The 14,329-nt window shown below is 66.0% G+C and carries 11 protein-coding genes; 8 read left to right on the top strand and 3 right to left on the bottom strand.

Features of this window, described 5'->3' with window-relative positions; genetic code table 11:
- Positions 1-33 precede the first annotated feature (33 nt).
- From ACLQ3I_RS07165 to ACLQ3I_RS07155, 3 genes are all read left to right on the top strand, one after another.
- A complete protein-coding gene (locus tag ACLQ3I_RS07165; protein WP_425800889.1) occupies positions 34-1,035 on the top strand; it encodes a TIGR00341 family protein in 1,002 nt (333 codons plus the stop codon).
- A gap of 97 nt (positions 1,036-1,132) precedes the next feature.
- On the top strand, positions 1,133-3,022 hold the full coding sequence (locus tag ACLQ3I_RS07160; RefSeq protein WP_425800887.1) for an alkyl/aryl-sulfatase: 1,890 nt from the start codon (positions 1,133-1,135) through the stop codon (positions 3,020-3,022).
- Between the two features lie 209 nt (positions 3,023-3,231).
- Entirely contained in the window at positions 3,232-4,023 is a 792-nt protein-coding gene (locus tag ACLQ3I_RS07155) for an SDR family NAD(P)-dependent oxidoreductase (protein ID WP_425792223.1), read from the top strand.
- On the opposite strand, the gene ACLQ3I_RS07150 is transcribed toward ACLQ3I_RS07155, so the two are convergent.
- Positions 4,008-5,312: a PucR family transcriptional regulator gene (locus ACLQ3I_RS07150; protein ID WP_425800885.1), complete on the bottom strand. Its 1,305-nt coding sequence runs from the start codon at positions 5,310-5,312 to the stop codon at positions 4,008-4,010. The two genes, ACLQ3I_RS07155 and ACLQ3I_RS07150, sit on opposite strands and share 16 nt — an antisense overlap.
- A 204-nt stretch (positions 5,313-5,516) precedes the next feature.
- Between ACLQ3I_RS07150 and ACLQ3I_RS07145 the strand changes: the two genes are divergently transcribed.
- The 5 genes from ACLQ3I_RS07145 to ACLQ3I_RS07125 all read left to right on the top strand — a co-directional run bounded on the left by ACLQ3I_RS07145 (position 5,517) and on the right by ACLQ3I_RS07125 (position 12,497).
- The gene (locus ACLQ3I_RS07145) at positions 5,517-6,287 is read left to right on the top strand and encodes an SDR family NAD(P)-dependent oxidoreductase (RefSeq protein WP_425792221.1); all 771 of its coding nucleotides are present in this window, start codon (positions 5,517-5,519) and stop codon (positions 6,285-6,287) included.
- 10 nt (positions 6,288-6,297) lie between these two features.
- The gene (locus tag ACLQ3I_RS07140) at positions 6,298-7,776 is read left to right on the top strand and encodes a class I adenylate-forming enzyme family protein (protein WP_425800883.1); all 1,479 of its coding nucleotides are present in this window, start codon (positions 6,298-6,300) and stop codon (positions 7,774-7,776) included.
- Between the two features lies 1 nt (position 7,777).
- Positions 7,778-9,634, top strand: a complete 1,857-nt coding sequence (locus ACLQ3I_RS07135) for a DUF3556 domain-containing protein (protein WP_425800881.1) — start codon at positions 7,778-7,780, stop codon at positions 9,632-9,634.
- Positions 9,631-11,058, top strand: coding sequence for a phytoene desaturase family protein (locus tag ACLQ3I_RS07130; RefSeq protein WP_425792218.1), 1,428 nt, complete (start codon positions 9,631-9,633; stop codon positions 11,056-11,058). The genes ACLQ3I_RS07135 and ACLQ3I_RS07130 overlap by 4 nt, the downstream gene beginning before the upstream one ends.
- A gap of 68 nt (positions 11,059-11,126) precedes the next feature.
- Positions 11,127-12,497, top strand: a complete 1,371-nt coding sequence (locus ACLQ3I_RS07125) for a DUF1254 domain-containing protein (protein WP_425792217.1) — start codon at positions 11,127-11,129, stop codon at positions 12,495-12,497.
- A gap of 45 nt (positions 12,498-12,542) precedes the next feature.
- Here ACLQ3I_RS07125 and ACLQ3I_RS07120 read toward each other — a convergent pair whose 3' ends face one another.
- Positions 12,543-13,502 (bottom strand): hypothetical protein, encoded by a 960-nt coding sequence (locus ACLQ3I_RS07120; protein ID WP_425800879.1) that lies wholly within the window; start codon positions 13,500-13,502, stop codon positions 12,543-12,545.
- A 150-nt stretch (positions 13,503-13,652) separates the two neighbouring features.
- Positions 13,653-14,306, bottom strand: coding sequence for a GAP family protein (locus ACLQ3I_RS07115; protein WP_425792215.1), 654 nt, complete (start codon positions 14,304-14,306; stop codon positions 13,653-13,655).
- Positions 14,307-14,329: the final 23 nt, after the last annotated feature.

Here is a 14,329-nt window from a genome sequence, read left to right as displayed (position 1 = left end):
TGAGCGTTTCCGTGGGAGAAAAGGTCTCATGCGATGCTGGCTCTCATCCCCGACTCGCAACGGCGCACCCTCGACGAACTCGTCGAGAAACTCGATCTCTCGACAGGTGACCGCACATCGAAACGGTCGGCGTTCTGGATCATGCTCACGCTGTCGGGGATCATCGCCGTATCCGGCGTGGTTGCCGACAGCACCGCCACCGTGATCGGCGCGATGATCGTCGCGCCGCTGTCGACGCCGATCCTCGGGATCGGCCTGGGTATCGTCACCGCCCGCGGGAAACTCATCCTGGCCAGTGTCGGGTATGTCCTCGCCGGCGTCGTCCTGGTGACGGCGCTGGGTGTGATCCTGTCCCAGCTGTTGCCGAATCCCACGAACGTACTTGCCAATTCGCAAGTCCTCGGCCGCACGTCCCCCACCCTGGTCGATCTGCTCGCAGCCCTGGCAACCGGTCTGGTCGGCGCGATCGCCATCACCCGGCGCGACGTCGGCGACGTACTCCCCGGTGTCGCCATTGCCATCTCGCTGGTGCCCCCGCTCGGCGTAGTCGGAGTCTGTCTGGGATCGGGCGCTCCCTCGCTTGCGCTCGGGGCGTTTGTCCTGTTTGCCTCCAACGTGATCGCGATGATCATCACCAGCGTCGTCGTGTTGACGATCGGTTCCTACGGCCGGGAGGCCGCCGAGCAGTTGGCCGCCGAGACCGAGTCGGCACCGCCTCGCAGACACCGCCGGGCGTATGTGGTGCTCGCGGTCGCGCTCATCGTGGTGGCCATCCCGATGGTCCTCAACTCGTTGTCGTCGCTGTGGTCGCGTCAGATCGCGACCGCGGCCGATTCCTGGCTGCAGGATGCCGGGACGGGTTCGGCCGAGGTGACCGGGGTGTCGTGGACCGGCGGTACCGTGACGGTGAGCGTGCTGGGGCCGCAGCAACTGCCACCGGTCGATGATCTCCAACAGACTGTCGACGACCTCGTACCGTGGGACCCTGAGGTGGTGGTCGTGCACACCGTCGGCGGTAGGCAGGCGGCCGAGTGAGCTGATGTGGCAATCGGTCGGCATGCTCGACGTGGATGCATTGTTCTGAATCAGCGGTTCTCGACATCGTTTGCACCCCGGTGACATACTCGAGAATATGTCGATACCGAAACCAGCCACGCCAGTAATCGTCCAACACCAGCAGGCAGTTCGCGACGCACTACCCTTTGAGGACACTCAGGACTTCGACGACGCCACACGTGGGCTGATCGCCAAACGCCTCCCCAACGCGATCACCGCCGAGGACGGCACAGTGGTGTGGGACAACGATACCTATGACTTCCTCACCGGGGATGCCCCCGACACCGTTAATCCCAGCCTCTGGCGGCAGTCGAAACTCGTGGCCGAGCAAGGCCTGTACGAGGTCGTCGAAGGGATCTATCAGGTTCGAGGTTTCGACCTGGCGAATGTGACCTTCATCGAAGGTGACACCGGCGTCCTGGTGCTGGACCCGCTCGTCACCGAAGAGACCGCAGCCGCAGCGTTGTCGCTGTACCGCGAGAACCGCGGCGACAGGCCCGTCACCGGCGTTCTGTACACCCACCCGCACGTAGACCACTTCGGCGGCGTCAAGGGCGTCACCACCCAGGAGGACGTCGACGCCGGTCGGGTGCCGATCATCGCGCCCGAGGGTTTCACCGAGCACGCGGCATCGGAGAACGTCTACGCCGGCACCGCGATGGCTCGCCGCTCCGCATACATGTTCGGCGCCGCACTCGCCCGAGGGCCGCAGGGCGCGGTCGGTGCGGGTCTCGGACAGACGGTCTCGACCGGCAACATCACCCTCATCGCCCCCACCCTCGACATCACCACGACCGGGCAAGAAGAGACGATCGACGGCGTCCGAATGATCTTCCAGATGGCGCCGGAAACCGAGGCACCTGCGGAGTTCCTCGTGTACTTCCCGGAACACAAGGCCCTTTGTGCAGCCGAAGATGCCACGCACACTCTGCACAACCTCTTGACACTGCGGGGTGCCCTGGTGCGCAACCCACACGCCTGGACGCACTACCTCACCGAGGCAATCGACCTGTTCGGCAATGATCTCGAAGTCGTCTTCGCCTCCCATCATTGGCCCACCTGGGGACGGGAGCGCTGCTTGCGGTACATCTCCGAGCAGCGCGACCTCTACGCCTACCTGCACGATCAGACCTTGCGCCTGATCAACAAGGGCTACACCGGGATCGAGATCGCTGAGCACCTACCTCTCCCGCCCGCACTCGAGAACGCTTGGCACACACGCGGCTATTACGGCTCGGTCAGCCACGACATCAAGGCGATCTATCAGCGGTACATGGGCTGGTTCGACGGCAACCCCGCCCACTTGTGGCAGCACCCGCCTACCGAGCAAGGCAAGCGCTATGTCGAGTTCATGGGTGGTGCGGACGAAGTGCTGGAGAAGGCACGCAAGTCGTTCGACTCGGGGGACTTCCGTTGGGTTGCAGAGGTTGTGAGTCACGTCGTGTTCGCCGAGCCCGACAACAAGGCGGCACGTGACCTGCTCGCGGACACGCTCGAACAGTTGGGATACGGCGCAGAGAACGGCATCTGGCGAAACTTCTTCCTCTCCGGCGCGACCGAATTGCGCGAAGGCCAGTTCGGCACGCCGACCGTGTCGGCATCGGCGGACGTTATCTCGCAGCTGACGCCGCAGATGCTCTTCGACGCGATCGCGATCCAGATCAACGGTCCGGAGGCGTGGGACGAGAAGCTCTCGATTGACGTCGTCCTCACCGACATCGATGAACGCTATCGTTTGTGGCTGCAGAACGGGGCCCTGAGCTACAGCGCCGCGACGCAATCCGGCGACGCCGATGTCACGCTGACCACCACCACGAGTGGCCTGCCTGCGATCGCCACGGGGGCGCTCACACAGGATGCCCTCGCGAAGGCAGGGATCGAATTGAGCGGCGACGCATCGATACTCGGTCGTCTCGCAGCTGCGCTCGATCCGGGTGACAAGGACTTCGCTATCGTTACCCCCTGACTTTCGGCAGATACGGTGCCACGTGCGTCGGCCTACACGGAGGTGGGTGGCACCGTGGTCACCGTGGTCACCGTGCAGAGTGTGCATTGCGATTCGGCGCGGCACGTGATTGGTGTTGGAAACAGTCATGACCGCAAGACAACTGTCGCCCACAACTTTGTGTCCCGGACACGAGTGTCGTGTGTCACGTGCGCCCTACCGTTCCGGGCATGACCACCACAGCAGTTGTCACCGGCGCCGGTCGCGGCATCGGTCTCGCCTTTGCCCGACGTCTCGCCGATGCGGGACACCGAGTTGTCCTGACCGATGTCGACGGCGCAGCGGCTGAGCGCGCCGCGGCCGAGATCGGTCGCGGTGCAGTCGGATTCCAGCAGGACGTCCGAGACATCGCTTCCCACCGGAAGATCGCCGAGGAGGCTGCCGCACTGGGCCGCCTGGCCGTCTGGGTGAACAACGCCGGCGTGCTGTTCGCCGGCGACGCCTGGACCCATCCGGACGAGGAGATCGCCACCATTCTCGAGGTGAATGTGCGTGGCGCGATGGCAGGTTCTGCGGCCGCGGTCGCGCAGATGGGTCCAGCGGGCGGCGCCGTGCTCAACGTCGCGTCCATCTCGGCGCTCACGCCGGTACCCGGTCTGTCGCTGTACGCCGCCACCAAAGCAGCCGTGCTCTCCTACACGACCTCACTACAGGGGGACCTCGACCATGCCGGACTGCCGATCCGAGCTCGCGCGGTGTGCCCCGATGTGGTCGGCACCCAGATGGTGACTTCGCGCGCCAAGGATCCCGGTGCGGCGATGCTGTTCTCGGGACCGAAACCGTTGGACGAGGACACCGTCGCACGCGCGGGTATGGCTCTGATCGACAGTCGCCAGGTGTTCCGGGTGGTGCCGCGATGGCGCGGTGCGCTTGTCCGCGGGATCGACGCCGCACCCAGCCTCGGGCTGCCGCTGCTTCGAGTCATGCGCAAGCTGGGCGACCGCCGTCAGGCCCGTGCCTGACGAACCGTCCGGGGCAGAACCCCCGTGCCGAGCCACTGACAGGCCGTCAGTGCCAGCTCCAGATTGAGTCGGTCATCGTCGAGCGGCCGTCCCCGTGCGTCGAGGGCTTTGTCGACCCGATACTTCACGGTGTTCTTGTGCAGATGCGTCACCTCCGCGGCGGCCACATAGCTACTCTTTGCCTGGAGGAAGGTGAGCAGGGTGTCGCGGAGCTGCGCGGTGTTCTCGTCGTCGTCTGCCAGACCACCGAGCGCGGACGCGACGAGACTCCGTGTGGACTCGAGATCCCGCGCCAGGATCGAGCAGATCTGCACGCCGGGTTCGTCGAAGGTGACGACCCGGATGTCACTCGCGATCGCGGCAACGGCGTGGGCCCGGAGCGCCTCCTGATGGGTGGTCCGGAAGCCGGTCGCGGCGGCATGCGTCCGACCGAGTGCGACGCGGATGCTCGGACCGGTGGCCTCCACCAGGCGCCGGATGGCATCGAGATCGAACCGGTGACCATCCAGCGTGCGTCCCAAGGGAATCCAGCACCACGCCAGACTCCGGTCCTGCGGTAGGAACAACGCTTGCCCCGACGCGTCGACGGATTCCCCGATGGCGCCGACGAGTGACTCGAGCCGTCGCAGCTCGCTCGGCACACCGTCGTCTTCCGCAGTCCAGATCACCATCGCCAGGTGATGCTGGCGCAGCAGATATCCCAGGGCGGACTCCGCCGCCGCGAGGTCGTAGTCCCGCCCGGACAGCACCCTGGTCAGCATCGCGCTGCGGACCGTGTTGCGGTTGGCGAGCCACCGTTCGCGTTCGGACTCATACTCCGCGACGACCTGCTCGGCCACCCGATCCACGTACGCGAACGACATCGTCTGCAAGATTTGCGCCGCGGCGAACGCAACCTCGCGGTCGGGCTCGTTGCGGGCGACCTCGGCGACCACCCAGTCGAGCACTGCGTTCTGCCCCACGCGGTAGGCGCGCAGCAGTGCATTCGCCGAGATCGCACGCTGCGCGAGACGGTGCGCATACTCGGTGGCCGCGGACGGCGGGCGCACCTCGTCGATCGGGATGTCGTGTTGCGCCACGTGGAGGAAGGTCTCGACGTTGCTCTCCGAACTCGCTCGCAGCAACTCCAAGATCACGTCGTCGCCGCGGAGCTCCGGGATGGCGTCGGCGATCTCCGCATGCAGGGCGCTGCCCAGTCGAGGCAGCTCGGACCCCATCGCCCGCGCGACCTCTGCCACCCGGGCCGCAGCCTTGTGCCGGACTTGTTCTGGACTGAGCTGTCCACTCATCACAACGTCCTTCCGGAGCTCGTGCTGTTCTCGGGGACCAACCATCTTTTGGGACACTTGGTCGATGACCTCCCATCCGACCCCCTGATGTGAACTCTGCCACAACGCACGGGTCGAACTTTGTATCGAGAGAACAATCTTCCTGCCCACTGCTGTACCTAGGCTCATCCGCAGTCCTCAACCCGATACTGCGAAGGAAGTCCGATGTCCCACAACCTCCAGGGCAAGACCGCGATCGTGACCGGGGCCGCGCGCGGCATCGGCTTCGAGATCGCCCGCCAGCTCTCCGACGCCGGCTCCAACGTCGTCGTCTCCGACATCGACGAGGCCGCGGCCAAGGACGCTGCCGGTCGGCTGGCGAATGCCACCGCGATCGGCTGCGACGTGCGGGACGAAGATCAGGTCCGGGCACTTGTCGACGGCGCGGTCTCGACCTACGGCGGCCTGCACGTGATGATCCCGAACGCCGGGATCGCCGCGGTGTCCCCCATCGTCGAGATGGATCTGGCCGCGTGGCGCTCGGTGACGTCGGTGAACCTCGACGGCGTCTTCCTCGCCATCCGCTACGCCGCGCCGGCGATCATCGCGAGCGGCGGCGGCAGCATCGTCACGATGGGCTCGGTGACCGCCCTGGCCGGCACGCCCCTCATCTCGTCCTATGCCGCGACCAAAGCCGCCGTCGTCAACCTCACCAAGACGGCGGCAATCGAACTGCGTGCCCACGGTGTGCGGGTCAACGCGGTACTGCCGGGCTTCGCGGCCACCCACCTGGTCACCGATCAGGTAGACGCGTTCGAGGATGCGCTCGGGCTGCCCGCCGGCGGATTCGGCGCGATCATCGAGCAGAAGCAGGGCCGGTTCGGCACGGTCGAGGAGATCGCCAGGTCGGTCCTGTTCCTCGCCGGCGACGACTCGACGTTCTGCTCCGGCTCGGGCCTCGTCCTCGACGGCGGCCTCGACGCCGGACTCTTCTGAGGCGACCCCGATGGAACTCACCTACCTCCCCTGGAACCAGCCGATCGCCCGCGCCGACCGCCCGTGTGTGCGGGACGAGCGGATCGAACTGAGCTACGCGGAGTTCGCCACTCGCGTCGACGGTGCCGCCGAGCAGTTCGCCGATCACGGCGTCGGCCCCCGGTCGGTGGTCGCCGTGATGCTGCCGAACCGCGTCGAGCTCCTCGTCTGCCTTGCCGCGGCGTGGCGGCTCGGCGCGGCGGCAACCCCCATCAACCCGGTGTTCACCGCGTCGGAGGCCGGGTATCAGATCACCGATTCCGACGCGACGCTTGTCGTGACCGCGACTCCGGACACCACTACCGCCGGCCGCCGCAGCCTGGTCGTCGACGACTTGCGGCCCGCACCGCACGGGCACGCGCTACCCGAACCGGCCACCTCCGGGAACGACCTCGCGCTGCTGATCTACACCAGCGGATCGACCGGCCGCCCCAAGGGCGTCGAGCTCAACCACAGCAACATAGCCGCGATGGCGAACTCCATGGTCGAGGCACTCTCACTCACCGACGACGCGCACTGTCTGCTGGTGCTGCCGCTGTTCCACGTCAACGCCATCTGCGTCAGCTACCTGTCGACGATGATCGCCGGTGGGCAGCTCTCGGTGCTCGGCCGGTTCCATCCAGTCGACTTCCTCGGCGCCGTCGAACGTCTGCGCCCGACGTACTTCTCGGCCGTGCCGACGATCTACTCCCACCTGGTGTCGCTGCCGACCGGCGTCTCCGCGCACACCGGGTCGGTGCGCTTCGCGATCTGCGGCGCCGCACCGGCATCCGAAGAACTCCTGCGGGCCACCGAGGAACGCTTCGGCTTCCCGATCATCGAGGGCTACGGACTCACCGAGGGCACCTGCGCATCGACCGCGAATCCGATCGACGGTCCACGCAAGATCGGCACGGTCGGCGTCGCACTGCCCGGACAGGCCGTGGCCATCATGGACGGCGCGGGCAACCTCCTGCCGGCCGGCGAACGCGGTGAGGTGGTCATCAAGGGAGACAACGTGATGCAGGGCTACTTGAACCGGGCCGAGGAGACCGCGGAGGCGCTCGGCGACGGGTGGCTACACACCGGCGACGTCGGCGTCCTCGACGAGGACGGCTATCTCCGACTGGTGGACCGCATCAAGGACATGATCATCCGGGGCGGCGAGAACGTTTATCCCAAGGAGATCGAGACGGTCCTGTACGGCCACCCGGCCGTGCTCGAGGCCGCCGTCGTGGGTGCCCCGCACCCGGTATACGGCGAGGTCCCCGTCGCCTACGTCGCGCTCTACCCCGAGCGTGACGCCGCCGAAGACGAGCTTCGCGATCTGTGCGCACAGCACCTGACCAAGATCAAGATCCCGGTCTCGATCACCATCACGGGCACGCTGCCCAAGAATCCGGTCGGCAAGATCGACAAGCCCGCACTGCGCGCCCTGCTTGCCGCCGACCACGCACAGCAAGGAGTCTGAGATGGGTTTCATCTCCCCGTCGCCGCAGCCGGTTCCTCCGGCGGAGTTCCTCACACTCCCACTGCGCGAACGTATCCGCATCCTCAGCACCAACTGGGCCGACGACGGTTTCGGCACCCCCAAGGCACTGTCGCTGGTCTACGTCATCAAGATGCTCGGCCTGTATTTCGCTGTCGGACTGGCGATCACGGCGTGGACTACGCAATACGTCCACTTCACCGATCCGGGCTCCTGGTTCGACAACATCGTTGTCTATCAGAAGCTCGCGATCTGGCTGATGGTGCTGGAGGTGCTGGGGCTGGCCGGCGCGTTCGGGCCGCTGTGCGGACACTTCGCCCCGATGCTCGGCAACGTCCGATACTGGATCCGCCCCGGCACCATCCGGATGGCCCCGTGGGGCCGCCATGTACCCGGCACCGGAGGTGACACCCGTACCGTCTTCGACGTCGTACTGTTCCTGGCCGTGCTCGCCAGCCTGGTCTACCCGCTGGTGATCAGCGCCGAGCCAGTGCAGTTCCTGCCCGCGGGCACCGGGCCGCAGGAGTTGGTGCCGCCCACCGCCTTCATCCCGATCCTGATCACGATGCCGTTGATGGGCTTGCGCGACAAGGTGATCTTCCTCGCCGGCCGCTCCGAACAATATCTTCCGATCATGCTCTTCTCCGCCGTCTTCGGCGGGATCGTGATGAGCTCCGGAGCCGACGCCGCCGACTTCGTGAACCTGGTGGTGGTCTTCAAGATCATCATCTGCGTCGTGTGGATCGGTGCCGGGGTGTCGAAGTTCGGTGAACACTTCATCAATGTGGTGCCTCCGATGGTGTCCAACAGCCCCGGACAGTTCCGCGCCGTCAAGCGGTTGTTCTACCGCAACACGCCCGACGACATCCGGCCCGGCAAGGTCGCCTGGTTCATGGCCCACATCGCCGGCACCACAGTCGAGCTCGCGATCCCGCTCATCCTGCTCCTCACCACCAACAACACGATCGCGCTGCTCGGCGCCATCCTGATCCTGGCCTTCCACATCTACATCACCTCTACGTTCCCCCTCGCGGTGCCGTTGGAATGGAACGTGTACTTCGGCTACATCGCCATCGTGCTGTGGGTCGGGTTCGACACCTCGGTCTACAACATCTGGAACTTCTCTCAGCCGTGGCTGCTGATCCCGGTGTTCGCACTGCTCTGCTTCGGGCCGGTGCTGGGCAACCTGCGCCCCGATCTGGTCTCCTTCCTCCCGTCGATGCGGCAGTACGCAGGAAACTGGGCATCCGCGGTCTGGGCGATGAAGCCGGGTGTCGAGGAGCGACTCAACGAACTTCCGTTGGTGGAGAACCAGATCGACCAGCTGCAACGGATGATGCTCACCCCCTATGAACGCGACGACGCGGACATGACCCTGCAGAAGACGCTCGCGTGGCGGTCCATGCACAGTCAAGGTCGAGGCCTGTTCTCGGTCCTGCACGAGCATCTCGACGACATCGAGTCCCGCACCGTGCGCGAGGGAGAGTTCGTGTGCAACACCATCCTCGGCTGGAACTTCGGCGACGGGCACATGCATGACGAGCGCCTGATCGCCGCCGTGCAGAAGCGTCTCGGCCTCGCCCCCGGTGACCTCGTCGTCGCGTACTGCGAATCACAGGCCACCCCGTGGAGCAACCCGCCACAGCAATACCGGGTGATCGACGCCGCCCTCGGTGTCGTCGAGCGCGGCTCCTGGAACGTCAGTGACTGCGTCAAGGAACAGCCATGGCTGCCCAATGGCCCGGTGCCGCTGGCGGTGTCATGGACTGCGGACGGCTTTCGACGCCGGGAGACGCTCACCGGCGGTAGGCACCACACCGGCGAAGGTTCGATGGCATGACGACCGCGGTGGTGGTGGGCAGCGGACCCAACGGGCTCGCTGCCGCCATCCGGCTGGCACAGGCCGGCCTCGACGTCACCGTGTTCGAGGCCCAGGACCGGCCCGGCGGCGGCACCCGCAGCGGTGAGCTGACCGTGCCGGGACTGATCCACGACGAATGTGCCGCCTTCCACCCGACCGGGGTGGCGTCGCCGTTCTTCGCTTCGCTGGGACTCGAGCGCCACGGCCTGCGCTGGCTGTGGCCGGAGATCGATCTCGCACATCCGCTCGATGACGGGCGGGCCGGGCTCGCGGGGCGCGACCGGAGTCACACCGCGCGGTCGCTCGGTGCGGACGGGCGTGCGTGGCATCGCCTCTTCGCAAGCGCCACCGGCAATTTCGACGAGCTCATCGCGGAGGTCTTCCAGCCCCTGGCACACGTGCCGCGGCACCCGGTGGTGATGGGCCGGTTCGGTGTGCACGCCCTGGCGCCGGCCACCTGGACCGCTCGACGGTTTCGCGACGACCCGGCACGCGCGCTCTTCATGGGCGTCGCCGCCCATGCTTTCGGCCGCCTCGACACCCCGCTCAGCAGCTCGGTCGGGATGATGCTCACCGCGGCCGCCCATGCCGTCGGCTGGCCGGTCGCCGAGGGCGGGACCGAGAGCATCACCCATGCGCTGGTCGCCGAACTCGCGTCGCTGGGCGGCAAGGTCGTCACCGGCACGGCGGTCACGTCCCTGGACCAGCTCCGGGATCTGACCGGTGGCCGGCCCGACGTCGTCATGCTCGACACGGCCCCCGCCGGGGCCTTACGCATTCTCGGGGACACGCTGCCCGACCACGTCCGACGAGCGCTCGGCAGATACCAATATGGTCCGGCCGCATTCAAGGTCGACTTCGCCATCGAGGGCGACATCCCCTGGCGCAACGACGACTGCGCGCACGCGGGCACCGTCCATCTCGGAGGCACGGCGGAGGAGATCTCGCGGGTGGAAAAGGACACCGCGCGCGGCACGATGGCAGAGCGCCCGTTCGTTCTGCTCGGCCAGCAATACCTCATCGACCCGACACGCTCACACGGTTCGATCAATCCGATCTACGCCTACGCGCATGTGCCGCCCGCCTACTCCGGTGACGCGACCGAGGCGGTGATCGGACAGATCGAACGCTTCGCACCCGGCTTCCGTGATCGGATCGTGGCAACCTCCACGCGTGACCCCGCAGCGCTGGAGGCACACAACGCCAACTATGTCGGCGGTGACATCAGTGCGGGTGCGAACACCGCGCGACAGATCGCCTTCCGCCCCCGGGTTGCGACCAACCCGTACGCACTCGGTGTGCCAGGCGTCCACCTCTGCTCATCGGCAACGCCACCAGGCGCGGGGGTGCACGGCATGGGCGGCCTGCACGCTGCGCAAGCAGCACTTCGAGGACTTCACTGACCCGCCGGCCACCAATCAGTCCTATGGTGGGGCACACCACCGTCAAACAACGAAGGAGAGGACGAATCATGCCGAACGAGGTTGCCGGACCCACTGCTGGTTCTCGGATGCCGAGTGAGTTCATCAAGGCGGTGGGTCGATTCGCGTACATCTGGGGCTGGCCGATGGTGTCGATGATCAACCGCCGCACCGGACTGACGTCGGTGCCGGAGCCCGGGCTACGCGGCGGCGTACTGCCGAACGCGCCGTTGGGTGGGGTCTGCATGATGACCGACTACATCTCCCCCACTCAGCGATTCGTCGCCTGCACCAACCAGGATGTGTTGTACGGCTTCGGTTTCGGCAGCCTTGATGAGCAGCCGGCCGTTTTCCAGATCCCCGATTTCGGCGATCGATTCTGGGTCGCCGCCGCGTGGGATCATCGCACGGATTCCTTTGCGCAACTGGGCAAACAGTACGGCACAAAACCCGGCTTCTACGCTGTTGTCGGACCGAACTGGAAAGGCACACTGCCCGACGGGATCACCGGCAGCTTCCGCTCCCCGACCGCACTGGCGGCCTTCTGTCCTCGCGTGTTCATCGAGGACACGCCGGAAGACCGCGCCGCGGTCGCAGGACTGATCAAGCAGGTCAACATCTATCCGCTCGATCGGTTCGACGGGACGATGCAGAGCTATGACTGGGCGTCGGTGCCGAGCTTCCCCGTACCGGAAGCCGCGGGCAGCGCAGAGATCAGGTGGGTGGAACCGGATGCCTTCTTCGATCAGCTGCCCGAAGTGCTCGACACAGTTCCGCCGCTCCCCGGCGAGGAGGCGATGTATCAGCAGTTCCGCGCACTGCTGGCCGCTGCCGAGAACTCGCCCGAGGTGAAGCAGGCGCTCCTGGAGGCCGCGCGTGAGACCGAGAGCGAGGTCATCACCCCCTTGTTGCGGTGGGAGTTCAACGGGCCGGCCGCGGGCAAGAAGTGGTATTCGCCGAAGAACAATTCGGCATTCGGCACCGACTACCTCACCCGCACGGCTCTGGCGCGCTCGAACATGTTCGAGAACGCACCGCATGAGACCAAGTACATCTTCACCGATACCGATATCGACGGTACTCAGCTCGACGGAACGCACTCGTACACGGTCACATTCGGCGGTGGCGAGTTGCCGCCGGTCAACGGGTTCTTCTCGCTCACCCTCTACAACAAGCACCATTTCTACTACGAGAACGACCTCGGCCGGTACTCGCTGGGCACCAAGAACCCGGACCTCGAGTACGGCGACGACGGATCTCTCACGATCTACGTCAGCACCAACCCACCATCGGATGCTCCGAAGACCAATTGGCTGCCCGCGCCTCCCGACGACTTCTCCCTCTACATCCGTGCGTACTGGCCCGAGCAAGAGATTCTCGACGGCACCTGGAACCCGCCGACCATCGAGCGAGTCGGCTGAGCTCGCCTGCCGTCCGGGTCCGCGTCGACGCCGACCGGCCCTTCGTCAACTGGCGAACGGTCCGTTGGTGGGGAGCACGGGGCCGGTCGGCAGGCCCGTTTCGGTCGGGATCCCGGTCGGAAAGCCGGTTTCGGTCGGTGGGGTCGGCGTCGCGGAGATCTTGTTCAGGAACTCGACCGCGACGTCGTACTGGGGTTCTCCGCAGTTCGGGCATTCGGCGCCGCCGCCGGGGATGTTGAGCCAGTATCCGGTGGCACCGGCGGTCTTGGCGGCGTTGTAGACCTCGATCATGTCGTCGGCGGTCACCTGCCGGCCGTTGGGGTTGGTGCTGACTCCTGCCAATACCGGTGCACCACTGGGATTGGCAGCGTAGGCCGCCTGCACGGCTTCCTTGACGAACGAGGTCGCATACTCGGTCGCCTCCGTGCGCTGCGCCTGGATCTCGAAACCGTCGGCGATCGCAGCACCCGGGGTGACCAACCGGTCGATGAACGCCTGGTAGAGCGCATCCCCCGACAACCCGGGTTCGAGCACGTTCATCAGATCGATGGCGGGCGCGAAGATCACGCCCTTGCCGTAGCGATGGGCCACGTTCTCGGCACGACGCAGCGCGCCGATCGGATCGCGCTGGTCACGTGGCGGTGTCAACGACGACGCCTCCAGATCCAGCAGAACCCAGTGCATCGAATCCGGAATCTCACCGGCCCTCAGTGCACGCGCCAGGTCGGCCGTGCTGCGGAAGTTGAAGGTCGGGGTTCCGTTCGGCAGATAGCTGTTGGTGTAGACATGCTGGACCAACAGCAGCGTTGACGGATCGTTCAGATCGTCGAGCTCCGATTGGGGCAGCCCGGCGTCCACCAGACCGGGTACCGACCCGGAGACCATGATCCAGCGGGGAGCAGGCACCGACTGCGCCGACGGGGCGGCATCCGCGCGCGCCAAAGCGGCGGTCACGGCAGCGGCCACCACGAGCACGGCCACGATCAGACGTCGCTTCGCTACCACCTCATACCCCTAACAATGTCCGGCGAAATGTGCCTTTGCGACAGTGAAGGCGTGCTTTGGTGACGTTACCGGGGTTGCGCGTCGCCGACGGGCGATATGGTCATCCCGGTTGTGCGACATGTCCCGCAGTCCATCAGGATCCGGAAATGATTACCCCAGCCCCGAGATCCCCTTACCGATCAGCACGACCCCGATCACCAGGATCAGCGTCGCCATGACGGTCTTGTTGTTCTCCTGCAGCCAGGCCTTGAGCCGGTCCAACGGATCCCGCAAACGCTCGGCCGCCACCTGATACGCGAGAACGGGAATCACCACCGTCGTCGCGGCCAGTAGCGAGAACACCACCACCGCCACGATGTTCGAGCCGGTGGACAGGGCTGCGCCACCGATCGTCACACCCGCGGCAATACACATCATCAGGTTCTTCGGATTGATCGCGGAGAGGGCGAATCCGAGACCCAGCGCGGTGAACGGTTTCATCTCGTCGATGGCCGCCATCCACTTGGGCGTCGAGTGTTCGGCGCCGCGCGCCCGCCACTCGCGGATTCCCTCGGCGAGCAGCAGCACCCCCAGCGCGAGCTTGATCCAGGCACCGGTCTTCGAATCGGAGTCTCCGGCCGCACCACCGACGAACACGAAAATCGTGGTGGCGATGACGATCCCGGCCAACCATCCGATCGCGAACCCGATGCTCGTCGTCCGGGCGTGCTTGCCGAGCAGCATCAGGATCGCGCCGATGATGGGGATCGGTGAGATGGCCACCCCGACCGCCAGTGGCAGCAGATCACCCAATACCGATCCCACAGAACCTCCTCGGTCGTGCACGG

It is taken from the genome of Gordonia sp. DT101 (genome assembly GCF_049844895.1).
Lineage (GTDB): Bacteria > Actinomycetota > Actinomycetes > Mycobacteriales > Mycobacteriaceae > Gordonia.
This window is presented reverse-complemented; position numbering and strand designations above follow the sequence as displayed.

Excerpts from the sequence above, each read along its gene's own strand:
- ACLQ3I_RS07165 (WP_425800889.1), top strand. The coding sequence starts at position 34 with ATGCTGGCTCTCATCCCCGACTCGCAACGGCGCACCCTCGACGAACTC.
- ACLQ3I_RS07160 (WP_425800887.1), top strand. The coding sequence starts at position 1,133 with ATGTCGATACCGAAACCAGCCACGCCAGTAATCGTCCAACACCAGCAG.
- ACLQ3I_RS07155 (WP_425792223.1), top strand. The coding sequence starts at position 3,232 with ATGACCACCACAGCAGTTGTCACCGGCGCCGGTCGCGGCATCGGTCTC.
- ACLQ3I_RS07150 (WP_425800885.1), bottom strand. The coding sequence starts at position 5,312 with ATGAGTGGACAGCTCAGTCCAGAACAAGTCCGGCACAAGGCTGCGGCC.
- ACLQ3I_RS07145 (WP_425792221.1), top strand. The coding sequence starts at position 5,517 with ATGTCCCACAACCTCCAGGGCAAGACCGCGATCGTGACCGGGGCCGCG.
- ACLQ3I_RS07140 (WP_425800883.1), top strand. The coding sequence starts at position 6,298 with ATGGAACTCACCTACCTCCCCTGGAACCAGCCGATCGCCCGCGCCGAC.
- ACLQ3I_RS07135 (WP_425800881.1), top strand. The coding sequence starts at position 7,778 with ATGGGTTTCATCTCCCCGTCGCCGCAGCCGGTTCCTCCGGCGGAGTTC.
- ACLQ3I_RS07130 (WP_425792218.1), top strand. The coding sequence starts at position 9,631 with ATGACGACCGCGGTGGTGGTGGGCAGCGGACCCAACGGGCTCGCTGCC.
- ACLQ3I_RS07125 (WP_425792217.1), top strand. The coding sequence starts at position 11,127 with ATGCCGAACGAGGTTGCCGGACCCACTGCTGGTTCTCGGATGCCGAGT.